At 72.0% G+C, this 24,017-nt stretch carries 19 protein-coding genes and 1 tRNA gene; 11 read left to right on the forward strand and 9 right to left on the reverse strand.

The window, feature by feature from the left end; translation table 11 throughout:
- The first annotated feature begins 121 nt into the window (after positions 1-121).
- The 3 genes from MUK52_RS18565 to MUK52_RS18575 all read left to right on the forward strand — a co-directional run bounded on the left by MUK52_RS18565 (position 122) and on the right by MUK52_RS18575 (position 3,844).
- Complete coding sequence (locus MUK52_RS18565; protein ID WP_114057946.1) at positions 122-1,534, forward strand: family 2B encapsulin nanocompartment shell protein; 1,413 nt, start codon at positions 122-124, stop codon at positions 1,532-1,534.
- A gap of 88 nt (positions 1,535-1,622) precedes the next feature.
- Entirely contained in the window at positions 1,623-2,951 is a 1,329-nt protein-coding gene (locus tag MUK52_RS18570; protein WP_284578395.1) for a family 2 encapsulin nanocompartment cargo protein terpene cyclase, read from the forward strand.
- A gap of 17 nt (positions 2,952-2,968) precedes the next feature.
- Positions 2,969-3,844: a geranyl diphosphate 2-C-methyltransferase gene (locus MUK52_RS18575; RefSeq protein ID WP_114057944.1), complete on the forward strand. Its 876-nt coding sequence runs from the start codon at positions 2,969-2,971 to the stop codon at positions 3,842-3,844.
- Between the two features lie 60 nt (positions 3,845-3,904).
- Here MUK52_RS18575 and MUK52_RS18580 read toward each other — a convergent pair whose 3' ends face one another.
- Together MUK52_RS18580 and MUK52_RS18585 are read right to left on the reverse strand one after the other, a co-directional pair.
- Positions 3,905-4,210 (reverse strand): DUF397 domain-containing protein, encoded by a 306-nt coding sequence (locus MUK52_RS18580; RefSeq protein ID WP_114057943.1) that lies wholly within the window; start codon positions 4,208-4,210, stop codon positions 3,905-3,907.
- Positions 4,207-5,064 carry a helix-turn-helix domain-containing protein gene (locus tag MUK52_RS18585; protein ID WP_114057942.1) on the reverse strand — a complete coding sequence of 286 codons (858 nt, stop codon included), beginning with the start codon at positions 5,062-5,064 and terminating at the stop codon, positions 4,207-4,209. Before MUK52_RS18585 ends, MUK52_RS18580 begins: the two co-directional genes overlap by 4 nt.
- Before the next feature lie 195 nt (positions 5,065-5,259).
- On the opposite strand from MUK52_RS18585, the gene MUK52_RS18590 reads away from it, so the two are divergent.
- The 3 genes from MUK52_RS18590 to MUK52_RS18600 all read left to right on the forward strand — a co-directional run bounded on the left by MUK52_RS18590 (position 5,260) and on the right by MUK52_RS18600 (position 7,763).
- Positions 5,260-5,724, forward strand: coding sequence for an ATP-binding protein (locus MUK52_RS18590; RefSeq protein WP_502963582.1), 465 nt, complete (start codon positions 5,260-5,262; stop codon positions 5,722-5,724).
- A 286-nt stretch (positions 5,725-6,010) separates the two neighbouring features.
- The gene (locus MUK52_RS18595) at positions 6,011-7,114 is read left to right on the forward strand and encodes a helix-turn-helix domain-containing protein (RefSeq protein ID WP_216827116.1); all 1,104 of its coding nucleotides are present in this window, start codon (positions 6,011-6,013) and stop codon (positions 7,112-7,114) included.
- Positions 7,115-7,160: 46 nt separating this feature from the next.
- A complete protein-coding gene (locus tag MUK52_RS18600) occupies positions 7,161-7,763 on the forward strand; it encodes a Uma2 family endonuclease (RefSeq protein ID WP_114058979.1) in 603 nt (200 codons plus the stop codon).
- Positions 7,764-8,895: 1,132 nt separating this feature from the next.
- On the opposite strand, the gene MUK52_RS18605 is transcribed toward MUK52_RS18600, so the two are convergent.
- The 4 genes from MUK52_RS18605 to MUK52_RS18620 form a co-directional block, all read right to left on the reverse strand.
- The gene (locus tag MUK52_RS18605) at positions 8,896-10,110 is read right to left on the reverse strand and encodes an aminotransferase-like domain-containing protein (protein ID WP_284578400.1); all 1,215 of its coding nucleotides are present in this window, start codon (positions 10,108-10,110) and stop codon (positions 8,896-8,898) included.
- A 342-nt stretch (positions 10,111-10,452) separates the two neighbouring features.
- Positions 10,453-10,665 carry a DUF397 domain-containing protein gene (locus MUK52_RS18610; RefSeq protein WP_114057940.1) on the reverse strand — a complete coding sequence of 71 codons (213 nt, stop codon included), beginning with the start codon at positions 10,663-10,665 and terminating at the stop codon, positions 10,453-10,455.
- 198 nt (positions 10,666-10,863) lie between these two features.
- Complete coding sequence (locus tag MUK52_RS18615; RefSeq protein ID WP_114057939.1) at positions 10,864-11,748, reverse strand: helix-turn-helix domain-containing protein; 885 nt, start codon at positions 11,746-11,748, stop codon at positions 10,864-10,866.
- 412 nt (positions 11,749-12,160) lie between these two features.
- Complete coding sequence (locus MUK52_RS18620) at positions 12,161-12,898, reverse strand: GOLPH3/VPS74 family protein (RefSeq protein ID WP_114057938.1); 738 nt, start codon at positions 12,896-12,898, stop codon at positions 12,161-12,163.
- 171 nt (positions 12,899-13,069) lie between these two features.
- Here MUK52_RS18620 and MUK52_RS18625 point away from each other — a divergent pair, with 171 nt between their 5' ends.
- The 4 genes from MUK52_RS18625 (at position 13,070) to MUK52_RS18640 (ending at position 19,618) form a co-directional block, all read left to right on the forward strand.
- Positions 13,070-15,742 (forward strand): D-alanyl-D-alanine carboxypeptidase family protein, encoded by a 2,673-nt coding sequence (locus tag MUK52_RS18625; protein WP_284578405.1) that lies wholly within the window; start codon positions 13,070-13,072, stop codon positions 15,740-15,742.
- A 138-nt stretch (positions 15,743-15,880) separates the two neighbouring features.
- On the forward strand, positions 15,881-17,704 hold the full coding sequence (locus MUK52_RS18630; protein WP_502963583.1) for a DUF8823 domain-containing protein: 1,824 nt from the start codon (positions 15,881-15,883) through the stop codon (positions 17,702-17,704).
- A gap of 84 nt (positions 17,705-17,788) precedes the next feature.
- Complete coding sequence (locus MUK52_RS18635) at positions 17,789-17,989, forward strand: hypothetical protein (protein WP_114057937.1); 201 nt, start codon at positions 17,789-17,791, stop codon at positions 17,987-17,989.
- A gap of 210 nt (positions 17,990-18,199) precedes the next feature.
- Positions 18,200-19,618: an ATP-binding protein gene (locus MUK52_RS18640; RefSeq protein WP_114057936.1), complete on the forward strand. Its 1,419-nt coding sequence runs from the start codon at positions 18,200-18,202 to the stop codon at positions 19,616-19,618.
- Between the two features lie 121 nt (positions 19,619-19,739).
- On the opposite strand, the gene MUK52_RS18645 is transcribed toward MUK52_RS18640, so the two are convergent.
- The 3 genes from MUK52_RS18645 to MUK52_RS18655 form a co-directional block, all read right to left on the reverse strand.
- Positions 19,740-19,812: transfer RNA gene (locus MUK52_RS18645), tRNA-Arg, on the reverse strand.
- A 141-nt stretch (positions 19,813-19,953) separates the two neighbouring features.
- Positions 19,954-21,660 carry a hypothetical protein gene (locus MUK52_RS18650; protein WP_284578408.1) on the reverse strand — a complete coding sequence of 569 codons (1,707 nt, stop codon included), beginning with the start codon at positions 21,658-21,660 and terminating at the stop codon, positions 19,954-19,956.
- 79 nt (positions 21,661-21,739) lie between these two features.
- Positions 21,740-23,017: a M6 family metalloprotease domain-containing protein gene (locus MUK52_RS18655; protein ID WP_114057934.1), complete on the reverse strand. Its 1,278-nt coding sequence runs from the start codon at positions 23,015-23,017 to the stop codon at positions 21,740-21,742.
- A 293-nt stretch (positions 23,018-23,310) separates the two neighbouring features.
- On the opposite strand from MUK52_RS18655, the gene MUK52_RS18660 reads away from it, so the two are divergent.
- The gene (locus MUK52_RS18660) at positions 23,311-23,970 is read left to right on the forward strand and encodes a TetR/AcrR family transcriptional regulator (protein ID WP_114057933.1); all 660 of its coding nucleotides are present in this window, start codon (positions 23,311-23,313) and stop codon (positions 23,968-23,970) included.
- The last annotated feature ends 47 nt before the right edge of the window (positions 23,971-24,017 follow it).

The raw sequence follows: 24,017 nt of genomic DNA on the forward strand, positions 1-24,017 counted from the left end.
AGGCCGTTACTGTTCCCCGGGATCTGGCCGGATTCCCGGATATTCACCCCCTTCCTCCCTCTTTCACCGGTGACGTGTGGGCACGCCCGGTTGCCGCCCCTCGCGAAGGAGAGCTTGTCCGATGACCGTTGACAGCAGCCCCGAGACGCAGCCGGCGCCGCCCCGGCAGTCCAGCCTTGCCACGGCGGCTGCCCGCAACCTCGCCACCACGACCAAGTCCGCCCCGCAGATGCAGGAGATCACCTCCCGCTGGCTGCTGCGGATGCTCCCCTGGGTGGAGACCAAGGGCGGCACCTACCGTGTGAACCGGCGGCTCACGTATGCCGTCGGCGACGGCGTCATCGAGTTCGTGCAGGACGGCGCGAGTGTCCGCGTCATCCCCCGCGAGCTCGGCGAACTCGCCATGCTGCGCGGATTCGACGACGAGGACGCCCTGCGCGAGCTGGCCTCCCGCTGCGTCCAGCGCGACTTCCGGCCCGGCGAGGTCATCGTCGAGCGCGGCGCCCCCGCCCAGCACATCCACCTCATCGCCCACGGCCGCGTCGGCCACACGTCCGTCGGCAAGTACGGCGACACCGTCGACCTCGCGGTCCTCGGCGACGGCGACCGCTTCGGCGAGCACGCCCTCCTCGACGGCCAGGGCACCTGGGACTACACCGCCACCGCCGAGACCGCCGGCACCCTCCTCACCCTCTCCCGCGCCGACTTCGACGCCGTCCTCGCCGCCTCCCCGGCGCTCCAGGACCACATCACGCGCTTCAGCTCGCTCCCGCAGCAGCGCCAGAACCGGCACGGCGAAGCCGAGATCGCGATGTCCGCCGGCCACACCGGCGAGCCCGAACTCCCCGGCACCTTCGTCGACTACGAGCTGCGGCCGCGCGAGTACGAGCTCTCCATCGCGCAGACCGTCCTGCGCGTCCACACGCGCGTCGCGGACCTCTACAACGAGCCGATGAACCAGACGGAGGAGCAGCTCCGGCTGACCATCGAGGCGCTGCGCGAGCGGCAGGAGCACGAGCTGGTCAACAACCGCGAGTTCGGCCTCCTCCACAACGCGGCGTTCAAGCAGCGCATCCAGACCCACTCCGGGCCGCCCACCCCCGACGACCTGGACGAGCTGCTGTGCCGCCGCCGCGGCACCCGCCTGTTCCTCGCCCACCCGCGGACCATCGCGGCGATCGGCCGCGAGTTCAACGCCCGCGGGCTCTACCCGGACCACGTCGATGTCGGCGGGCAGAGCGTCCCGGCCTGGCGCGGCGTCCCGATCCTGCCGTGCAACAAGATCCCGATCAGCAGGGAGAACACCAGCTCCATCATCGCCATGCGCACCGGCGAGGAGAACCAGGGCGTCATCGGCCTGCGCCAGACGGGGCTGCCGGAGGAGTACGAGCCGGGCCTGTCGGTCCGCTTCATGGGCATCGACGAGAAGTCGATCATCTCGTACCTGGTGACGGCGTACTACTCCGCCGCGGTCCTCGTGCCGGACGCGCTCGGCGTGCTGGAGAACGTCCAGATCGCCCGCAGGCGCGACTAGGGGGCCAGGCCACCGCCCGAACCGCCCCGGGCCGTCCCGGCGCGCCCGGGATCCGGGCCGGCCCACCCATCCCACCGAGGAGGAACGGATGCCCGAGCCTGGGCCCTCCCCCATGCAGTCGAGCCTGCCCGCCGCCGCGGCCCGGCCCCGGCTGCCCGCTGTCCCCGGACTGCCCTTCCGGCCGCGCCCCCCGGCCCCGGAGACCCCGCAGGCCGCGCCCGCCGACCTGCCCGCCCCGGCGGCTCCGCCGATCCCGGAGCGCGGGCACGGCGAGGCCCTGGAGCGGATCATGGCCGGCCCCAGCGGCCTCGGCACGGCGAGCCTGCACTGGGCCCGCCGCCCGGAGCTGTCGGCGGACCTGTCGGCGGACCTGTCGGCCCTGCCCGCCCCGCCGGCCCTGCCGGAGCCGCCGCAGCCGCCGGCGGCTGCGGCCGCCGAGGGCCGGCCCATCCCCGGCCTCTACCACCACCCCGTCCCCGAACCGGACCCGGTCCGCGTGGCCGAGGTCAGCCGCCGCATCAAGCGGTGGGCGGTCGACGAGGTCGAGGCGTACCCGCCCGAGTGGGAGGACCAGTTCGACGGCTTCTCCGTCGGCCGCTACATGGTCGCCTGCCACCCGGACGCCCCCACCCTCGACCACCTCATGGTCGCCACCCGCCTCATGGTCGCCGAGAACGTCGTCGACGACTGCTACTGCGAGGACCACGGCGGCTCGCCTGTCGGCCTCGGCGGCCGGCTCCTCCTCGCCCACACCGCCCTCGACCCGCTCCACACCACCGGCGAGTACGCCCCGGCCTGGGCGGAAACGCTCCTCTCGGACGCGCCGCGCCGCTCGTACCGGTCCGCGATGGAGTACTTCCTCCAGGTCGCCACCCCCTCCCAGGCCGACCGCTACCGGCACGACATGGCCCGCCTGCACATGGGCTACCTCGCCGAGGCCGCCTGGGCGCAGACCGACTACGTCCCGCAGGTGGCCGAGTACCTGGCGATGCGGCAGTTCAACAACTTCCGCCCCTGCCCCACCATCACCGACACCGTCGGCGGCTACGAACTCCCCGCGGACCTGCACGCCCTGCCCGCCATGCAGCGCGTCATCGCCCTCGCGGGCAACGCCACCACCATCGCCAACGACCTGTACTCGTACACCAAGGAACTCGACAGCCCCGGCATGCACCTGAACCTGCCGGTGGTGATTGCCGAACGCGAAGGCCTCTCCGCCAAGGAGGCCTACCTCAAGGCCGTCGAGGTCCACAACGACCTCATGTACGCCTTCGAGGCCGCCGCGGCCGAACTCGCCGCCTCCTGCCCCGACCCGCGCGTCCTGCGCTTCCTCAAGGGAGTCGCCACGTGGGTCGACGGCAACCACTACTGGCACATGACCAACACGTACCGCTACAGCCTGCCCGACTTCTGGTAAGAGGAATGGATTCACCCGTGTCCAGCATCGAACTCACCACCCCCGCCACGTTCATCCCCGCCCCGGCCACCCCGTACCAGGGCGACATCGCCCGCTACTGGAACGAAGAGGCCCGGCCGGTGAACCTGCGCCTCGGCGATGTCGACGGCCTCTACCACCACCACTACGGCATCGGCGACATCGACCACGACGCCCTCGGCGACCCCGCCGACAGCGCGTACGAGAAGAAGCTCATCGCCGAACTCCACCGCCTGGAATCCGCCCAGACCGACGTCCTCCTCGACAACCTCGGCACCATCGGCCGCGACGACCTCCTCGTCGACGCCGGCTGCGGCCGCGGCGGCTCCATGGTCATGGCCCACCAGCGGTTCGGCTGCAAGGTCGAGGGCGTCACCCTCTCCGCCAAGCAGGCCGACTTCGGCAACAACCGCGCCGCGGAACTCGGCATCGCGGACTTCGTCCGCTCCCGCGTCTGCAACATGCTCGACATGCCGTTCGAGACCGGGCAGGCCGCCGCCTCCTGGAACAACGAGTCCAGCATGTACGTCGACCTCCACGACCTCATGGCCGAGCACTCCCGCATCCTCGCCGTGGGCGGCCGCTACGTCACCATCACCGGCTGCTGGAACCCCCGCTACGGGCAGCCGTCGAAGTGGGTCTCGCAGATCAACGCCCACTTCGAGTGCAACATCCACTCCCGCCGCGAGTACATGCGCGCCATGGCAGACAACCGCCTCGTCCCCCAGGCCGTCATCGACCTCACCCCGGCGACCCTCCCGTACTGGGAGCTGCGCGCCACGTCGTCGCTGGTCACGGGCATCGAAGAGGCGTTCATCAACTCCTACAGGGACGGCTCCTTCCAGTACGTCCTGATCGCCGCGGACCGGGTCTGACGCCTTCCGGCCGCCCGCGCCGGGCCCGCACGACACCGGGCCCGGCTTCCCTCTGACCGGCTACGCCTGCCGCGCCCCTGCGACGAATCCGGCCCAGGCGGCGGGGGAGAAGCTCAGGTGTGGGACGGCGGTGTCCTTGGAATCGCGGACGAGGACGGCTGCGGGGGTACTGGCGACCTCGACGCAGGAGTCGCCTTCGGAGCCGCTGCTGTGGCTGCTCTTGGCCCAGCCGACCTCGACGCAGTCGTTGATATCGCTGGAGCTGCTGTAGCTGCTCTTTACCCAGGCGACTTCCACGCAGTCGTTGATGTCGCTGCTGTCGCTGTAGCTGCTCTTAAACCAAACCAGTTCGAAGTTGCGGTTCATGCTGCTCCCAGCAGTTGCTCGATGAAGGACCGCGACTCCCGGGGCGTGAGAGCCTGGGCCCGGATCATGCCATACCTCGATTCCAGAATCCGGAGCTGCTTCGGATCGGCCACTGGCCGCCCGTGAAAGGTGCCCTCCGCCCGACCGACGGCAGTCCCGTCACCGAACTTGAGCACCTGGATGAGCCCTGCCATTCCCGCGTGCTCCTCGCACGCGGTCGGCATCACCTGAAACGTCACGTTGCGCAACTGGAGAACCTCCAGCAGGTGTTCGAGCTGTCGCCGTCGAACCGTTGGTCCACCCAATGGCCGCATGAGTGCCACCTCTTCTACGACGAAGCTCAGTGCGGGTGCGGGGTCACGATCGAAGATCGAACGCCGCGCCATCCGTGCTGCCACGCCACGCTCTATCTGCGCCTCCGATTCGGCCGGGCTGGCCATCTCGAATAGTGCCCGCGCGTATTCCTCGGTCTGTAGCAAGCCGTGAATGTTGTGGTTCCCGTACGACAGCAGCTCAACCGCACGTGATTCCAACATGGCCAGATCGCGGATCCGCTTGGGGTAGCGGGCAGGCTCGACATCCTTCTTCATGGCCGCGATGCGGCCCTCAGCCCCCAGCACCTCATCCGCACGGTCGAGGTACTCGGGGCGCGGGATGCGGCGCCCCGCCTCGACCTTGCGGACCAGGTCCTCCCCGTACCCCATGCGGGCCGCGAGATCAGAGGCCCGCAGACCGGCGGTCTCTCTCCACACCTTCAGCTGCCGACCGACGGCCGCGACGACCGCCGCGCCCTGTTCGTCCTCCGGGTCGACCTCCCAGCCCGGCTCTTCCGTTCCGTCGCCGTCCACGCTCATGCGCACCCACTTCCGACGTGCCCGTGCCCGACATGCTCAACGCCCGGTACCCGCAGGTGCGTCTCGGACAGACAGGACAGGTCCGGACAGCGTCCGGACAGCCGCAGTACGCAGGGGCGTCGCCGCTTCTCAGCGTAGACACACATCGCCACGCTGAGTGATGTGATTCCACAACTCCCTCACCCCGGACCATCCGTGCCCCCGGCGTGCGTCCTCCAGCTCTCCGCCAGCCCGCGCGGCGCCCGCCTCGGGCGGCTGCTCGCTGTCGAGCAGCTACGCGCTTGGGGCGTGCCGCTGGAGCGGCCCGAGCGCATCCTCGCCGAGCTGCTCGCCAACGCCGTCACTCCCGGCCGCGTCCCCGGACGGGACTTCCGCCTCGTCCTCGCCATCCATCCCACCGGCACCGTCCGCATCGAGGTGACGGACACCCGGTACGACCGCCTGCCGGACCCGGCGGCCGGAGGACGCGGGCTGGCGGTCGTCGGCGAGCTGGCCGACCGTTGGGGCGTCATCACCGGTCCGCCCCCGTGGAAGACGGTCTTCGCCGAGGTGTCGCCCTACTGCCCACCGGCACCGGGAATCCACGGCCCGGTGGGCCGCGGGACGGCCCTCCGTGAGACGGCGGCGCACGAGGCCAGTAAAGGAACCGGGGAAAGCTAACCCACCTACCCACCCACCTCTTTGACCTGTCCCGACCCGCTGTCGCTCGCGCGGGTGAACTGTGCCAACTGGGCGGATTTGGCGCCGGTTGCCGGGCATATGCTCGCGCCGAAACAACCGCAGACATGCGTCGGCCCCCGGCAGGACTAGCGATCCGCGCCGGGGGCCTGACCCAACCAGGAAGCACAGACCTTCCCAAATGGACTGGCAGCAGCGTAGCGCGCCCGCGCGCCCAGCACCCGGCGTTCCCGCCGACACCCCCCGATCAGGCGTAACGCACGTCAACGTGCGACACGACAGCCACTTCACGGTCGTCGGCAACCACCTCGCCCAACACCGCCACCTGTCGCTCCTCGCGATCGGCCTCGCCGTGCACATCCAGTCGCTCCCCGCCGGGACACGGGTGGCCATCCGCACCCTCGCGGAACGCTTCCCCGACAGCGAGCACCGCATCGGCCGCGCACTGCGCGAGCTGGAGGCCCAGGGCTACCTGGCCCGCGTACGCGAACGCCTCCCGTCGGGCCGCGTCGTCACCCGCACCATCTCGTACAACCGCCCCCACGGGACGCCCTCCGGCCCGCCCACCCGCACCGCGTCGTCCCGCCTCAGGCCGCGACTCGTGCCGTCCCCCGAGCCCCGGGAGGCACCCCGGCCGCCACGACCACCGGCGCCGTTGGCGCCCACGGCCGACGCCCTGGACCCACAACCGCCAGCCGCGGAACCCCCGACACGGCGACCACCCGCGGCGGAATCGGCGGATACGCCGCCGCCCGCGGCCGAGTCCCCCGCACCACCGCCGCGCCCGGACGAACCCGAGGTTCCCCCACCCCCACAGCCGGCCCCCGAACCCCCCACCGCAGCCCGGTCCGCCCCCGAGGCGGCCGAGCCCCGGCCCACTCCAGGGGCGGCACAGCGCCCAGCCCACCAGACGGCCACAGTGGCAACGCCGACGCCGACGCCGGCCCTCCCCCCAGAGCATGTGGCGACAGCACACGAGATCCTCACGGGCCTCCACCGGGCCGACCCCCGCCTGCTCCTCTCCGAACGCGACGTGCACCGCCTCACCCCCGGCACCGTCCGCTGGCTGGAGCGCGGCGCCCCACCCGAGGCGATCTCCCTGGCGCTCTCCACCGGCCTGCCACCGGACCTGCGTCACCCACCCTCGGTGATCGCCCACCGCCTCCGCGAACTCCTCCCGCCCCAGGCCGGCCCCCGGCCCGGCCTGCGGGGCCGGGGTCCCCGCCCGGACCCCTTCCAGGACTGCGACGGCTGCGGCCGCGTCTTCCGCTCCCCGACCCCGGGCAGATGCGGCGACTGCAGGCGCGCGGATGGACGAGCCGCGGGCGGTGCACGAAGCGGCTGCGGGGTGCGCGCAGAAGGAGCTGCCTAGCATGAAGGTGATGACTCGGGCCCACGGCCACGGACGAGGAGCCACCATGACCATCGCGCCTGACGCCTCCCGGAACGGCAACGCCCTCTACCGCGCCATGCGTGACGGTATCGACCGGATCGAGGACGTGGTTCCCGGCAAACTCGAGATCACCAAGGAAGGAATCGTCCACGACATGACGGCCCCTGGACGGCCGCACGAGGTGACGGCAGGGCTGGTCAGCCGTCGCCTGGAGAAGACGATGCCGGACGGCCTGTGGGCGCACGTGGGAACACCTGACGTGGAGGACGAGCCCGAGGGCATCATGCGACACCCGGACGTCATGGTGATCGCATTCGAAGACATGCAGGGCGAAGGTTCCTTTGACCCGCGCACGGTGATCGCCGCGATCGAGGTCGTTTCCCGTTCCAATCCGGACAACGACTGGATCGGCAAGATGCGCGACTACGCCCTGCTCGGCATCCCCGTGTACGCGGTCTTCGACCCGCGTACCGGCACAGGCGCGGTGATGAGTGACATCCACACCACCCCAGCCGGCCCCAGGTACGCGACGCGCAAGGACTACGTGTACGGCGAGGACGTCACGATCGCTGATTGGACCATCCCCACCAACGGCCTCCCCCGCTATGCGGACGGCGTCGCGACGTGACGAGGGGGAGGCGGGGCCTGGAAGGCGTCGGCGGGAGCCGGATGGTCGGGAGCCGACGACTCGGGGTCGGTTGGTGCTGGGGGTGTCCCGGCAGCCCATTGTCCTTCCGGAGCGGGCCGCCCTGTAAAGGGCGCTCCCGTTGGTCGCGTCGCTGCGCGATGGCCCTGGCGGGCCACCCTTGACAGGACGGCCCGCCCCGGAATGCCAACAAGCTGCCGGGAAGCCCCCAGGGGAACGGCCTGGAGGGACCATCACCTACCGGCCGGATCAGAGCCGCTGCCCTCCCGCCCCGGGGCCCCTTTCACCCCACCGGCATCAGCAGACCCGCCAGCGGGAGCCGGGTGGGCTCTGACCGCAGGAAACGGCGCCCAGAGCATCATCCGCAGACAGGAGCGCCCCAAATCGCTACGTGCTTCCCTCTCTTCGGCGTCTGTCCGTCGTCTGGGGCGGGCGGACGCGACAGATCGCTACACGCCTCCGTCTGCACGGCGTCCGGCTGCCGCCTGGGGCTGCGAAGCGCCCCACCTCGCTGGGCGCTTCTCTCCCCTGGGCGTCCGGCCGCCGTCCGGGGCGGCGAAGCGCACCGGCTCGCTCCCCCTCCTCGTATACCGGCGTCTGGCGGCAGGAGGCCCCTTCCACCCTCTCCGCCCCCTGCGATCCGGCGGCCAGCCGCCGAGCCGACGGCGCCCACGTAGCGATCTGCCGCGCCGCCCCGGCCTCTGACGGCGGCCAGCCGCCGAGCCGAGGACGCCCGCGTAGCGATCTGCCGCGCTCCTGTGTCCAGATGATGCTCTGGGCGTCGTTTCGCTACGTCACAGCCCACCCGGCTCCGGTCGACGGGGCGGCTGATGCCGGTGGTGAAAGGGGGGCCTGCGGGGCGGGAGAGGAGGCTCTCTGATGACCCCTGACGCCTCGCCCTCCCCCTGGCCGTTCCCCTGGGGGCGTCCCGGCAGAAAAAATGCCTCCGGGGCGGGTCGGTCGGTCAAGGGTGGCCCGAAGGGCCATCGCGCAGCGACGCGCCCAACGGGCGCGCCCTTGAGGGACCGGGCCGCCCCGGACACCATCAACTGCCGGGGACACCCCCAGTCACACACCCGACGCGGACCCATCGGCTCCCGCCCACCTCCTCCGCTCAGCCCACCGCTGCCCTCAGCCGCTCCAGACCCACCGCGATCTCCTCCGCCGTGTGCGTCGTGAACGACAGCCGCAGCGTCCGCGGATCCGGAGTGCCCGTGTAGAACGGTTCCCCCGGGACGAAGGCGACGTCCTTCGCCACCGCGCGCTTCAACAGCGCGGTCGCGTCGTGGCCCTCCGGCAGGCGGGCCCACACGAACATGCCGCCCTCCGGGCGGTTCCACTCCGAGCCCTCCGGGAGCGCTTCGCCCAGGCCGGCCAGGAGGGCGTCGCGGCGGATGCGGTAGGCGTCGCGGACGGCGGCTATGTGGGCGTCGAGGTCGGCGGCGGAAAGGTAGTGGGCGGCCGCCAGCTGGTCCACCGTCGAGGTGTGCAGGTCGGCCGCCTGCTTCGCGACGACCGCCGCCCGCCGCAGGGCGGCCGGGGCGCGGAGCCAGCCGAGGCGGAGCCCCGGCGCCATGATCTTCGAGAAGCTCCCCAGCAGCGCCGTGCGGTCCTCCGCGCCCGGGTGCGCGGCGAGCCACGGCACGTCGTCGCCCTCGAAGCGGAGGTCGCCGTACGGGTCGTCCTCGACCAGCCACAGGCCCAGGCGGGCCGCGACCTGGGCGACCGCGGCCCGGCGTGCGGCCGGCAGCGTGCGGCCGGTGGGGTTCTGGAAGGTGGGGACGCAGTACAGGAGCTTCGGGCGCTCCCGGCGGACGATCTCCTCCAGGGCGTCCGGCAGGATGCCCTGCTCGTCGCAGGGCACAGGTATGACGCGGGCGCCGGCCAGGCCGAAGGCCTGGAGGGCGGCGAGGTAGGTGGGGTTCTCGACGAGGACGGTGTCGCCCGGCTCGACGAGGGTGGCGGTGATGAGGGTCAGCGCCTGCTGCGACCCGGTGGTGACGAGGATGTCGTCGGCGGTGGTGGCGAGGCCGCGGGCGGTCGCCCGTGCGGCGACGGCCCGGCGCAGTTCCGGCGCGCCTTCGGTGGTGGAGTACTGGAGGGCCCGCGCGGCGGAGGTCGCGAACGCGGCGTCGTACGCGGCGCGCAGCCCGTCCGTGTCGAAGAGTTCGGGCGCGGGCAGACCGCCGGCGAACGAGACGACGCCGGGGCGCTCGGTGAGGGCGAGGATCTCCCGGACCGGTGAGCCGCCGACGGCGGTGGCGCGGGCGGCGAACGGCGGCGGCTGGACGGCGGAGGTGGAGGCGGAGGCGGAGGCGGTGGCGGTCATGGCGGCGGCTCCTCGCGGGGGTCGGTTCGGGTGCGCACATCCTAGGAGCGGTACATGTAGGTAGCACCCATGCGTTCGAGGAGTGAACGGCCGCCGGTTTCGCCGGGCCTGGCGTCGCGCCGGCTGCAACCGCCCCGCCTGACCCGGAACATGACGGAGCCCCCTCGGCCAAGACGGCGGACCGGTCGAGAGGGCTTCTGTCGCTGTGCTGTGCGGTTGTTCCGGGGCCTGGCGGTCGGATCCGGCGTTCGCCGGGTTCCGGTGCTCCGGTCTCGTCGTGGTGGTCAGGGGTGGGGGTGGTGGGGTGGGGGTGGAGGCGGCCAGGCGTGGCCGCCGTAACGTTTAGGCGAGGCGGCCGAGCGCGCCCTCGGTGACGCCGGTGACGAAAGAGGTCCAGGAGCCCGGCGCGAAGGTGAGCGAGGGGCCGTCCTGCACCTTCGAGTCGCGGACCGCGATGGCCTCCATGACGGGGGACTTGACCTCGACGCAGGCGCCGTTCCCGCCGGAGTAGGAGGACTTGGTCCAGTTGTCCGTGGCGCCCTGACGAATAGCCATGATTCTCTCCGGTTCAGCGAGTAGTGCCAGGTGGGTGGGTTCCCCTGGCCGACGTGATCGACGCTACCGGCACCTTCCGGAGGGCGAAGAGGTCATTCACCCGACCGAGTGGCATATTCCATTCAGGCCTTCTGTGGCCGGGAGGTGACGGTGTACGGTGACCGGCCCTACCTGCCGTCTGCCCTGCTTGTCCCGCTTTTACCTGTTATTTCCTCCGAAGTCATCGATGATGTCGGCGATGAACTCGCGGGTCTGCTCGACGTTCAGCGCCTGTGCGCGCAGGTGCTCGTACATGACGCTGTACATCTGGACGTCGTTCGCCTTCTCCAGGTACAGGTCGCTCGTCACGCCCTCGATGTAGACGACCGTCGAATCCGTCGCGTCCGGGAACTCGAGGATCGCGTACTGCCCGGTCATCCCCGGGTGCGCGCCCATCCCGAACGGCATCACCTGCACGGTGATGTGCGGCTGTTCCGACTGCTCTATCAGGAACTCCAACTGCCTCGCCATCAGCTGCGCGTCGCCCACGCGCCGGCGCAGCGCCGCCTCGTCGATGACGGCCCACAGCCGCAGCGGCCCCACCTCGGGGTTGTTGTTGTCCGTCTCCGACAGGCGCTTCTGCCGGTGCATGCGCACCTGCACGCGCTTCTCGACGTCGGCCGGCGAGGTCTCCGGCACGGCCCCGCGGATCAGGGCGTGCGCGTACTCCGGGGTCTGCAGCAGGCCCGGCACCATCTGCGGCTCGTACGTGCGCAGGCTCGCCGCATCGGTCTCCAGGCCGATGTAGACGCTGTACGGGATGTCCCCGAAGGCGTGCCACCAGCCCTGCTGGCGCGAGTCCTTGGCCATCTGCATGAGCGACTCGACGAGCCGGCGGTCCTCGACCTCGTACACGTCGCACAGGTCGCGGACGTCGCGCTGGCTGATGGAACGGCGGCCGTTCTCCAGCCTGCTGATTTTGGACTGGGAGACGAGGAGGCGCTCGGCGACCTGTTCGGCCGTCATGCCCTTGTCCTCGCGGAGCTTGCGCAACTCCATGCCCAGTCGGCGGCGTCGGACGGTGGGATTGACATTGGACGCCACGTGAACGGCACCTCCGCCTTCTTCTGGATCTGTCTCTCTGCGTGCCTGATGGGGAGCAGACTGCCACCGAAGGGCAGGGCTGCGCCGGAGAACTGCACGGAAAGACAGGCGTGCGGGGCGGCGGAGGCCGGGCGGACCCGGCCCCGCCGCCCCGACGCACTGGGCGGCTCCCGGACCGGGCCGTCAGGGGCCGGTCGGGGTGCTGGCGGTGCGGTGGCGGTGCGATGGCGGTGCGATGGTGCGGTGTGGTGGTGCGGTGGATCTGCGTGTTTGCGGTGGTTCAGGTGATGCCGCGGTGCGTGGTGGTGCCGGTGTGGTGCCTGGTGCAGGGGTGGAGCAGTGGTGGCCGAGTGGCCGTTCCACGGTCGTCCCGCGGCCGTTCAGCAGCCTTCAGCGGCCGCTCAGTGGCCGCTCAGTGGGCGGCGACGCGGGCCATCGCACCCGCACGGCGCGGCTGCATCGGAACAGCGTTCGCCGTGGGACGCGCGGCCTGCGCTGCGGACGCCCGCTCGCGGCGCGGCTGCGCCGCCGCTCCGTTCTGGACGTCCATCACGGCGTGCGCCACGAGTCCGCCCATCGGGTCGTGCCGGATCAGGTCCCGCAGCCGGGACCTGGACGACCGCCCCTCGTTGCCGGGGTACAGGTGCTTGCCGAGGCCGACCGCGTGGGCCAGCGCGGCGAGCGCCGCGGTCCGCGGGTCCGGTGGTACGCCGGTGCGGATCGCACTGTCGAGCCGGGCGCGGATCTCCCGGCTGATCGCCGTGTCCGTCGCCTGGTAGCGCGTCGTCGGCAGCACTCCGCACATCTGGCCCGCGACGGCATGCACCATGCCGCAGCGCTCCAGATGCGCGAGGTAGATCTGGCGCAGCCCCAGCCGGGGCCCGCCGATCCAGTGGACGGCCCGTACCGGACTGCCGCGCCTGCGCAGCAGTTCCAGTGCGGAGTCCAGCGTCGGATCTCCTGTCGGCCGTGGCATCACCACGGCGATACGATCCCCGTCAGGGGCTATCCGTCCTGCCAGAGCCAGCTCCACTAGCTGTGCCCCGGCCAGGCCGAGGTCGAGCGACTGCGGCTGCGCCGTGGTACCCGTGGCCGGGTCCAAAGCGAGCAGCAGAAGCTCCTCCGGAATTGTTCTGCGGCTCCTGCCCATCCATGCCTCCCCGCGTGGATGAGTGACAGGGTGACCCCTCTCACATTCATCTGTCGAGAGTGCCTGGTCGCTTTGTAGGGGAACCGGCAGCTATGTCGTTCTCGTCTAGGGCGAGGGCGATGCCCCCGAGACGGGACACTGTTAGACATTCGGACAGCCGGACGCGACGCGGTGGCGAACGAGGAGGAACTGGTGGCGGGCGAGTCCCCCGACAAGTCGGTTGATGAAGCAGTGCCGGGGGCGGCGAAGTCCGCTGCGGAACGGGATCCCAGGTTGTCCGTGTTCCGTCCCCGCGACTCCGAGGACGCGGCGGGGGCGGCGTCCGGTTCCGTACGGGAGCGGGAGGCCGCGGAGGCGGAGTCGGCGGAGGACCCCGAGCCCGAGGGCGAGGCCGTGGGGGACGCCGGTGCGTCTCGGGCCGGTTCGTCCGGACGGGCGGAATCCGCAGCGTCCGAGGGGGACGCCGAGGCCGAGGAAGCGGGTGCCGCCGGCGGCGATTCCGGGGAGGCTGGCGAGTCGGATGGGTCGGGCGGTGCGGGCGCGTCCGCGGCCGCTCCCGCTGCGACGAACCCGTCGGAAGCCCCCGGCAAGGCCGCCGCGAAGGCTTCCGAGAAGGCTTCCGAGAAGGCCGTTGGCACGTCCGCCCCGGAGTCCGGCGACAGCGGCGGCAGTGGGCGCACCGCCGTCTTCCGGGCCCCGGTGTTTGATTCCGGTTCGACGCGGGAGCGAGAAGCCGCCGGGTCCGGGGCGCGTCCCGCCGGGAAGCCCGCCGCTGACGCTGCCGCCGCGGGCGGCGCCGAGAAGGCCGCGGAGCCCGCGGGCGGTGCCGACGACAGTGAGCGCACGGCTGTCTTCCGGGCCCCCACATTCGATTCCGGTTCTGGTTCCGCCTCCGCCTCCGCCGCTGGCGCGAAGCCCGCTGACAAGGCTCCCGCCGCCTCCGGGGACGACGACAGCGAGCGCACCGCGGTGTTCCGCGCGCCGCGCCTCGATTCCGGTTCCGGTCGGGCGGGTGGTGCCGCCGCGGCCGCCGCCGGGGCCGCGGGGCGTGGGGCGGCCGCGGCGAAGCCCGCCGGGGAGTCCGAGGACAGCGAGCGCACCGCCGTCTTCCGCGCGGTGAAGCCGCCGGCCGCCGAGGCCGGCAAGACGTCCGGTTCCGCTTCCGCTTCCGCTTCTGCTTCTGCTTCTGCTGCTGGTTCTGCCTCTGCTCCGGCCGCGGCGAGGCCCGCCGACGAGGAGCCGGAGGACAGCGAGCGCACCGCCGTCTTCCGCGCCGTCAAGCCCCCGGCCGCACCGGCTGCCCCTGCGGCCGACAAGCCCGTCGCCGAGCGCCCCGTACCGCCGAAGTCGGTCGGCGGGGAGAAGGCGAGCACGTTCGTGCCGCTGCGGACCGACGACGGCCCGGCGAAGCCGGCCGCGCCCGCGCGGGGCCCCGTACCGCCGCCGAAGGCCGCCGCGCCGAAGGCCGCCGTGCCGGCTGCCGCTGCCGCCGCGTCGGCGTCGGCGCCGGCGTCGGCCGCCTCCGACCGGACCGAGCGGACGACGCAGCAGCCGCTGCCGCCGAAGCCGCCGCTCGACATGCTCGCGGACCTCACGAACAACCCGCCCCCGCCGCCGACCCCGATGCGCACCTTCGTGCGCCGGGTCAAGATCTACGCGCCGCTCGTCGTGCTCCTCGCCGTCATCCTGTCGGTCGTGCAGTTGGTCCGCCCGCTGCCCGAGCCGAAGCTCACGATGACGGCGAAGAAGTCGTACACCTTCGAGGGCGCCGCTCCCGCGCTGCCCTGGCCCAAGGAGGGCCAGGCGTTCATGGCGGCCTCGGGCCTCGGCACCGTCGGCACCTTCGGCGAGCAGAAGCCGATCGCCATCGGCAGCGTCGCCAAGACGATGACGGCGTACGTGATCCTGAAGAACCACCCCCTGAAGAAGGGGGAGCAGGGTCCGATGATCGATGTCGACAGGACGGCCGTCGAGGACGGCAAGAAGGACGCCGAGGGCGAGTCGACGGTCAACACGCTGAAGGAGGGCGACAAGATCTCGCAGTACGACGCCCTCGCCGCGATCATGATCCCGTCGGCGAACAACGTCGCGCGGCTGCTCGCCCGCTGGGACACCGGCGGCGACCAGGAGGCGTTCGTCAAGAAGATGAACGACACCGCCAGGGAACTCGGCATGACCAACACGACGTACACGGACCCCTCGGGTCTGGACGCCACGACGGTCAGCACCGCCGAGGACCAGGTCAAGCTGGGTCTGAAGGTCGTCGAGATGCCGGAACTCGTCGCCATCACCAAGCTGCCGAACTGGCAGGACCCGTCGGGCAAGGTCTGGCGCAACTGGAACGACCTCGTGCCGTACAACGGCTCGCTCGGCATCAAGACCGGCTCCACCAGCAAGGCGGGCGGCAACCTGCTCTTCGCCGCGGAGAAGCAGGTCGGCAAGACCCGCCAGCTGATCGTCGGCGCGGTCCTCGGGCAGCACGGCGTGCCGATCCTCGGCACGGCGATCGCGGCGAGCAAGAACATCATGCTGGCCACGCAGAAGTCACTGACCAACGCCGCCGTGGTGAAGAAGGGCGACGTCGTCGGGTACGTGGACGACGGGCTCGGCGGCCGCACCCCGGTCGTGGCCGGTGCCGACGTCGAGGCGGTCGGCTGGCCGTCGCTGACCGTCGACATCAGGCTGTCGCACGGCGACTCCAAGCTGCCGCAGACCGCGACGGCGGGCACCGAGGTCGGCGTGCTGACCGTCGGCGAGGGGGCCAGCCAGGTGAAGGTTCCCGTGATCCTGAAGAACGACCTGGCTGCGCCGGGAATCGGCAGCAAGCTGACCCGGATCGGCTGACCGCGGCCGCACCGGAGACCATGGACCGGCGCCTCGGGGGCAACCCCGGGGCGCCGGTGTGCGTCCAGTAGCCGGGACGGGCGGCCGGGACGCGTCGGAGTGGACCCCAGGGCTGGGGAGTAGGGCAGTGAGCGACCAGTGACCACCGCTGAGCAGGAGCAGACCGAGGGCCGGGGCGCGCCCGCGCCGGCCGCCGCCGGGCCGGCGCGTACGGCGGGTGGTGCCCGGGGCGGTGCCGCCGGCGGGGGGCCTGCCGCCCGCGCGCTCGCCGCGGCCCGGTGGCACCCGGTGGCGGTGTCCACGGCGGTGGCGGCCCTGCTCCACGTCGTCTGGTTCTACGCCTTCGCCAACAGCGGCGGCGACCTCGCCGCGCAGGACGCATGGGCCGAGTTCGTGGGCCGCCATCCGGACTCGGCGTACAACCTGGCGTGGTACGGGGGCATGCACCCCGTCTCGTACAGCGTCGTGTCGCCGTACGTCATGTACATGATTGGTGTGCGGACGACGATGATGGTCGCCGGCACCGTCTCCGCCGGACTGCTCGCGCTGATCCTGACCCGCTGCCGCGGCGCCGTGCGCGAGCCGCTGTGGCCGGCCCTCGCCGGGGTGTACGGCCTCTTCTGCAACGCCCTGTCCGGGCGGGTCACCTTCGGGCTGGGTGCGATGTTCGCGCTGGGCGCCGTCGCGGCCGTCTTCTGCTGGCCCCGCCGCTGGGCCCGCCGCCGCTGGGCGAAGGCCGCGGTCGCGGCGCCGCTGGCCGGGCTCGCGACCGCCTCCAGCCCCGTCGCGGGCCTCTTCCTCGGGGTCGTCGCGGCCGCGCTGTTCCTGAGCCGCCGGCGGCCGGGCGCGTACGCCCTCGGCCTGGCCCCGGTGGCGGTCGTCGGGCTGTCGGCCTGGCTGTTCCCCTTCTCCGGGACGCAGCCCATGAAGATCGGCTCGGCGTGGCTGCCGTTCGCCACGGGGCTGGCCGTCGCCCTCCTCGTACCGAAGCGGTGGAAGACGGTCCGGGCCGCCGCGGCGGTGTACGTCCTCGGCGTCTTCCTGACCTGGGCGATCGACTCGCAGGTCGGCTCGAACGTCACCCGCCTCGCCATGCTCTTCGGCGGGGCCGTCCTCCTGGCGGCCGTCCCGTACGCGGCCGCGGGCACGCGCCGCCGGCGGGCGCTGGTGGCGGCGTTCACCGGGGTGACCGTGTGGATCACCGTGAACAGCGTCACCGACATCGTGCGCACCACCCCCGTGGCCGCCTGGAACCGGGAGCTCGCCCCGCTGGTCGACCAGCTGCAGAAGGCGGGCGCGGACCGGGGGCGCGTCGAGGTGGTGCCGGCGAGCAGCCACCGGGAGTCGTCGGCGTTCCCGGCGTACGTGAACCTCGCGCGCGGCTGGAACCGGCAGGCGGACCTGGAGCGCAACCCGCTCTTCTACGACGACACGCTGACCGCGGACAGCTACCGGGAGTGGCTGGAGCGGTGGGCCGTCCACTACGTGGTGCTGCCGGCGGACAAACCCGACTCGGGCGGCGAGGCGGAGGCCCGGCTCGTCGCCGGTGGGCTGCCGTACCTGGAGCGGGTGTGGGGCGACGCGAACTGGCAGCTCTTCCGCGTCGCCCGGCCGACGGAACTGGTGTCCGGGCCGGCCTCGGTGGTCCGGGCGGGCGCGGACCGGCTGGTGGTCGACGTGAAGGCCCCCGGACGGGTCCTGGTCCGGATCCCGCACTCGCCGTGGCTCGGGCTCGTCGACGCCGAGGGGCGCCCGGTGCCGCCGCCGCAGGGGTACGCGAACACGGCCGGCTGCCTGTTCAAGGCCGAGGCGGACGCCGCGGGCGACGTGTGGACGGAGCTCCTGGCCCCGGCGCCGGGGGAGTACCGGATCGCGGCGAAGTACCAGCTGCCCCGGGGCACGCCCTGCCCGGCGGACCTCGTCCCCGACCCCGCGGGCCCGGCGGAGCCGACCACCCGCTGACGCCCCCGGAAGGTGCACACCGCGCCATATGTGCATACGATCCCAATAGTCCGATTGGGTGCTTCCCGAGGAGTTGACGACGGGATGAGCAAAGAGCAGAACCAGGACCTCCGGCGCGCCGCGAAGGGCCAGGAGCCGCCCGGACCGCCCCCCTCCAAGGGCCACGGCTTTGCCGGCCCCGTACGCAGCAAGGTCAAGGGCGGCGCACACACGAAGGCGGACCTGAAGCGCGCAGGCGCCCCGGTAGGCGACCGCATAGGCGAACGCACAAGGGGCCTGAGCTAGCCGCCGCCCACCCCTGACCCTTCCGGCCCCGCCCCCGGGGCCCGGAAGGGCTTCCTCGTGCCCGCCCCCAGGGGGGCGCACGTGCACGACGGCCGCCGTTCGGCGTGATCGGCACCGCGCGGTATCTCCCCGAAGAGCCTGCAACTAACACTAATGTTGCTAACTGCAGTGTTAGTAACTTTGGCATCGGTGATGCTGGGGAGGTGCGGCATGGCAGATTTCGTGGGCAGGCGGCACGAGCTCGAGACGCTGGATCGCGAGCTGGGCAAGGTGGCCGCCGGGGTCGGTGGGGAGCGGCCGGGGCGGTGCGTGATGCTTCGAGGGCGCCGCCGGGTGGGCAAGTCGCGGTTGGTGGAGCGGTTCGCCGAGAGGTCCGGTGCGCCGTTCCTCTTCTATGCCGCCACGGGGGCGTCGCCGGGGGCTGACCTGGAGCGGTTCAGCCAGGATGCGCACGTGTCCAGCCTTCCGCTGGCGAATCTGCTGTCCGCGGCCCGCCCGGCGAGTTGGGATGCGGCCTTCGACGTGCTGGCGGCGGCCCTTCCGCACGACCGGGCGAGCGTGGTGGTCATGGACGAGGTGCCCTATCTGATGGATGCGGAAGGCGCCTTCGAAGGCATGCTCCAGCGGGCCTGGGACCGAGTGCTGGAGAAGAAGCCGGTTCTGCTGGTTCTCATCGGTTCCGACCTGTCGATGATGGAGGCGCTGAACAGCTATGGACGCCCGTTCCATCAGCGTGGACGGGAGATGGTTCTGGGTCCGCTCAACCCGGCGGAGGTGGGCGAGATGCTCGGCCTCGATCCTGCCTCGGCCTTCGATGCGGCCTTGATCACCGGTGGACTGCCTCTGATCTGTGCGGAGTGGACGCACGGCGCCGGGATGTGGGAGTTCCTGCAGGCGGCGCTCAGTGATCCGGTCTCGGCCTTGCTGGTGTCGGCGGAGCGCTCACTTGCAGCGGAGTTCCCCCAGCAGGTCCAGGCACGCACCGTCCTCTCGGCGATCGGCAGCGGTGAGCGGACGTTCTCCAACATTGCCCGCGCCGCCGGCGGGATCGGGGCGACCCCGCTACAGCGGTCGCTGGGGATTCTCGCGGACAAGCGGGTGATCGCGGCAGAGCTTCCCGTGTCCACGCGGCCTTCGAAGGATCGCCGCTACCGGGTCGCGGATCCCTACCTCCGCTTCTGGCTGAAGCTCCTGGGTCCGGCGATGGAGGAGATCGAGCGGGGCCGGGGTGACCTGACGCTGCAGCGCATCCGTGAAAACTGGACCAGCTGGCGTGGCAGGGCCATTGAACCTCTGGTGCGCGACGCGCTGGCACGGCTGCTTCCCGATGCGAACCTCCCGGCTGCCCCCGCCATCGGCGGTTACTGGACCCGCACCAACGATGTGGAGATCGACATCGTGGGAGCGGACCGCGCGCCTATCGCCAAGGAGCTGTTGTTCGTCGGCTCGGTGAAGTGGCTGGAGAACTCCCCGTTCGACCGGCACGATCTCGCGGCGCTGCACCGACACCGTGCCGCGCTCACGGATGCTCCCGTGCCTGTCATCGCTGTCTCGCGCAGCGGGACCGACTGCGCGGGGCTCGACGCTGCGTACGGCCCGGCGGAACTCCTCGCGGCGTGGTCCTCCTGAGATGCCGGATACGCGTGGGATGCCGTCCTCCGCTCACGCAAACGGCCCCGGACGAGGAGTCCGAGGCCGAGCAGGAGCCCTCCCTGGGGGAGTAATCCCAGGTCAGAGCGGTAACGCGTTGTGCCCCCGGCAGGATTCGAACCTGCGACACCCGCTTTAGGAGAGCGGTGCTCTATCCCCTGAGCTACGAAGGCGTGCTCGTGGACGCGGTCCGTGAGGACCTGGCCACCGGCGCAAGTGTAGCGGGTGGGGTGCGGTGCGTACCGGGAGATCTTGGTCGGGGCCCGCGAACGTGCCGGATATCTCCTGGCCGGCGCGTTCGCGGACCCCGGGGGTCATCGCCTGTCGTAGATGCCGAAGAGGTCGACGACCAGGTCGACCGGCTCCCAGCTGCGGTTCCAGAAGTCGACGATGCCGTCGGGGCCCGTGCCCGTCTGGGCGAGGTTCGAGACCGTCGCGCCCTTCGTCCAGTTCAGGTTCGAGGACTGCGGGGGCTGCGGGGTGGTCGCCGTGCCCTGGTCGTACTGCAGCTGGGTGTTCGGGTCCGGGGCGATCGAAAGGTGGCCGCTGCCGGTGGTGTTGGTCACCGTCGCGTTCACCACGGCCGCCTCCGGTGCCGACTTGCCCGCCGGGATCCGCTGGTGCAGGAAGTCGAAGGACTTGACCTGCCACCACTCGCGGGAGTCGTGCAGGCGGGTCGGCGTGACCGGCAGGTAGGCGGCCTTGCCCTCGGCGCTGTAGTGGCCGACGACGTCCACGATCACGTCGGCCCCGCCCCAGGAGCCGTTGCGGATCTCGATCCGGCCGTCGGGGCCGACCGGGACGATCACCGAGTTGGCGACGGTCTGCCCGGCCGTGAAGTTGAGGTTCGACGTGACCGGCGCCTGCTGCCCGCTCGGGAAGAGCGTCAGGTGGCCCGCCTCCCGCGGGTCGGTCACCGTGACGTTCAGGGCCACCGCCGTGACGCCCTTCGGCGGGACGCCGCCCGCGCCCGCGATCTGCACGGCGAACGTCGACTGGCCGGCGGCCGGGCCCCGTGCCGCGCCCAGCCCCTCGCGGGTGTCGACGAGGCGCGTCGGGGCGAGCGAGGTGTAGCCGGCTGCCGCGGAGCGGGTGAAGTAGCCGGTGACGTCCGCGAGCAGGTCCGTGGTGCCGTCGCTGTGGTTGGACAGTTCGATGTGGCCGTCCTCGCTCACCGGGACGACCGCCAGGTTCGGGACGGTCTGCCCCGCCGCGAAGTTGAGGTTCGACGTGGCCGGGCGGTCGGTGCCCGCGGCGTACGCGCTGACGTGCCCGGCGGCCCTGGTGTTGGTGGCCGTGAGGTTGAGCGCCACGGCGGACACGCCGGCCGGGATGCCTCGGGTGCCGGCGACCTTCACGCGGGTCGTCCCGTACGCGGGGACGGGCCGGGCGCCCGCCGCGCCGGTGCCGTCGCGGGTGTCCAGCAGGCGGGTCGGGGCGTGCGGGGTGAACTCGGAGCCGGCCACGACGACGTCGAGGGTGTTCGTCGTCTTCAGGCCGCTGCGGATGTCCTCCGCGGTGAGGGTGACCTTGTGGGCGCCGACTTCCGCGTACGTGTGGTTCAGGTGGAGGAAGGGGTAGGCGGCGTCGGAGAGGACGACCTCCGTCTCCTTGTTGCCGTCGCCCCAGTCGACGTTCACGAGGGCCCCGGTCGGCAGGTCGCTGATGATCATTACGTACGCGGTGAGCATGATCCCCCGCGCCGTGGTGTGGCTCGCGCCCATCTCCACGGACAGGTACGGGTCGCCCGCCGCCGCGTTCGCGCCCCCCTGCGCCGACGCCTTGCCGCCGGACTGCCCCTTGGCGGCGACGGAGCGCTCGGCCGGGCTGAAGAACGGCGACTTGCGCAGCTCGGCCCGTGCCGCGTCGGCCTTACCTGCGGCCCCGGCCTTCTCTGCGGCCCCGGCCTTCCCCGTGGCCGCAGCCGGCGGCGTCGGCTCCGCCGCCTGCACCGTGGCCGGTACGAGGCCTACGGCTGCCGCGGCGGCCGCGGCGGAGATCATGATGCGGTGACGGTGCACCGGCCCCCCAGTAGTTCTTGAACTTGTTCAAACAGTCAAGATCAGACTACCGGGTCCCGGCGGCAGCCCCCGCCCGGGGTCACGGCCGCGCGATGCGGACCTGGAAGCTGCCGTCGCGCAGTTCGCCGACCACCGAGATGCTGATGCCCTCCTCCTCGTCCGTGAACGTCTCGCCCGGCCGGTACGGGGCGTCCGACAGCTCCCCGTGGACGTTCGGCCGGCGTGTGCAGCCGCCGCTGCCGACCGCGCTGTCGACCACCGTGACCGGGCCCCGCCCCGTGTCCACCTCCGAGTCGACCTTGTAGACCAGTACGCCCGGCTTGCACACCGTCTCGTCGTTGCCCGCCTGCGTGCGGACCTCCACCGCGTACCCCGTGGTCGCCGACAGCGGGACGAAGGCCAGCTTCACGCCTCCCCCGACCGCCAGCGGCGTCAGCACGTGGTCGCTCGTGCCGGGCTTCGACGCGCAGCTGATCTGCGAGCCGTCCAGCCAGCCGAGCTTCCACTTGTGCCAGCCCAGCAGGTCGTTGTTGGAGCCCCAGTCCTCGCTCATGATGTCCCAGTGCCCGACCGCGCCGCCGCCGTCGGCCGTGTACAGGTCGGGCAGGCCGAAGACGTGCCCGTTCTCGTGCGGCAGGACCCGGTAGCCGGTCTCCCGGTAGGTGCCGGAGCCGTCGTCCTGCCGGCTGTAGACGAACGACGTGTTCGCCAGCGGCACGCCGTCCGCGACCGGCGCGTCCCCGTTGCCGGAGAACGTCACCGACAGCACCGTGTCGAGCGCCGACGGGCCCGCGTTCGGCGTGACCAGGATGTTCACCAGGTCGTACCGGCTGAAGTCCACCTCCGGGTCGGCCGCGCTCACGATGTGCTCGACGAGCTGCCGGTACCCGGGCTCGTACGGGGACCCGCGCCCGATCCCGTACGCGGCGAACGGCATCGGCATCCTCAGCCAGCTCTTCACCGGCGCCTCGGGGCGGTAGGTGAGCCGGCCGTAGGAGCTGGTGCGGAACCAGTCGGAGGTCTGCGGGAAGAACTCCGCCATCCGGTCCAGCGCCGTGCCCTCGCCCTTGGCGTCCGGGAAGTCGATCATCAGGTTGAGGGCGCGGACCTCGCCGGTCGAGCGGGAGTACCCGGGCGGCGTCGGCAGCCCCTCCGACATCTGGACGCCCGGCGCGCCGCTGATCCGGCACGGGGCCAGAGCCGACTCCGCGGTCGCCGCCGTCGGCCCGGACGCCGAGTGGTGGCGGCCGGAGATCCCGCTGCTGGCGGTCGCGGTGATGCCGAGGGCGAGGGCGGTCAGGCCGATGTAGGCGCCGGCGCGGTGGGGTCTGCGTATCCGGTGGCGGGTCTGCGCCATGGGGATCGCCTTCCGCTCCGCGGCAGCCGGCCGGGCCCGTGCTGCACTCCGTGCGCTCACCCTCCGCCGGGCGCGCCGGGCCCGCGCGCCGGGTGCGGCCGAACGGGAACAGCCGTGTGGTGCGGCTCACACGGGAGGGTGAAATAACCGGGGAGTGGATCCCCGTTTGCACTCGTGTCCCCCAAACGGGGATCCGGTCCCCGTTTCGGTTCTCCCGGTTCGCGGGTGCCGGTGCCCAGGTGTTCGTACGCCGCCCCCCGCGGGCGGGCGGAGCCGTTCGAGGAAGGCCCCTGATGCAGCGCACCGCCGTCTCCGCCGACGCGCCCGCGCGCGCTCCCCGTCCGCGCGCGGATGCCGTGCGCAACCGGGAGCGGATCCTCACCGCGGCGCGGGAGGTGTTCGTGGAGCTGGGCTCGGGGGCCCCGTTCGACGAGGTCGCCCGCCGGGCGGGCGTCGGCAACGCCACCCTCTACCGGCACTTCCCCGACCGGGCCGAACTCGTCCACCACGTCGTGCTGTTCGTGATGGGCCGGGTCACGGCCGAGGTGCGCAACGCGCTCGCCGAGGAGCCCGACGCGTTCGCCGCGCTGTGCCGCTTCACGCACACCGCCGCCGACGAGCGGATCGGCGCCCTGTGCGCCATGCTCGGCAGCGGCTTCGACCGCGAGCACCCCGAACTCCTCGCCGCCAACGGCATGTTGACCGAGGCCGTCGCGTCCCTGATGGATGCCGGGCGGCGTGCGGGCCTCGTCCGCGGCGACGTCGGCCCCGGCGACCTGATGGTCGCGCTGTCCCAGCTCAGCCGCCCCCTGCCGGACGCCTCCTGCGTCAGCGTGGACGCCTTCGTCCACCGCCACCTCCAGATCTTCCTCGACGGGCTGCGCGCCCCGGGGGCCTCCGAACTCCCCGGCGCACCCGCGACGTTCGAGGACCTCAGGCAGAAAACCGAGTGACGCAGCAGGCCCCGGCCCGCTAGCGTCACAAAAGCCGCTTGTTTCAT

The organism is Streptomyces sp. 2P-4, from assembly GCF_030167965.1.
GTDB classification, from domain to species: Bacteria; Actinomycetota; Actinomycetes; order Streptomycetales; family Streptomycetaceae; genus Streptomyces; species Streptomyces globosus_A.

What these genes read in the sequence shown, in the direction of transcription:
- MUK52_RS18620 (WP_114057938.1), bottom strand. Translation starts at nt 12,898, where the DNA reads ATGGGCAGGAGCCGCAGAACAATTCCGGAGGAGCTTCTGCTGCTCGCT.
- MUK52_RS18605 (WP_284578400.1), bottom strand. Translation starts at nt 10,110, where the DNA reads ATGACCGCCACCGCCTCCGCCTCCGCCTCCACCTCCGCCGTCCAGCCG.
- MUK52_RS18580 (WP_114057943.1), bottom strand. Translation starts at nt 4,210, where the DNA reads ATGAACCGCAACTTCGAACTGGTTTGGTTTAAGAGCAGCTACAGCGAC.
- MUK52_RS18610 (WP_114057940.1), bottom strand. Translation starts at nt 10,665, where the DNA reads ATGGCTATTCGTCAGGGCGCCACGGACAACTGGACCAAGTCCTCCTAC.
- MUK52_RS18565 (WP_114057946.1), top strand. Translation starts at nt 122, where the DNA reads ATGACCGTTGACAGCAGCCCCGAGACGCAGCCGGCGCCGCCCCGGCAG.
- MUK52_RS18635 (WP_114057937.1), top strand. Translation starts at nt 17,789, where the DNA reads ATGAGCAAAGAGCAGAACCAGGACCTCCGGCGCGCCGCGAAGGGCCAG.
- MUK52_RS18640 (WP_114057936.1), top strand. Translation starts at nt 18,200, where the DNA reads ATGGCAGATTTCGTGGGCAGGCGGCACGAGCTCGAGACGCTGGATCGC.
- MUK52_RS18600 (WP_114058979.1), top strand. Translation starts at nt 7,161, where the DNA reads ATGACCATCGCGCCTGACGCCTCCCGGAACGGCAACGCCCTCTACCGC.
- MUK52_RS18570 (WP_284578395.1), top strand. Translation starts at nt 1,623, where the DNA reads ATGCCCGAGCCTGGGCCCTCCCCCATGCAGTCGAGCCTGCCCGCCGCC.
- MUK52_RS18655 (WP_114057934.1), bottom strand. Translation starts at nt 23,017, where the DNA reads ATGGCGCAGACCCGCCACCGGATACGCAGACCCCACCGCGCCGGCGCC.
- MUK52_RS18585 (WP_114057942.1), bottom strand. Translation starts at nt 5,064, where the DNA reads ATGAGCGTGGACGGCGACGGAACGGAAGAGCCGGGCTGGGAGGTCGAC.
- MUK52_RS18660 (WP_114057933.1), top strand. Translation starts at nt 23,311, where the DNA reads ATGCAGCGCACCGCCGTCTCCGCCGACGCGCCCGCGCGCGCTCCCCGT.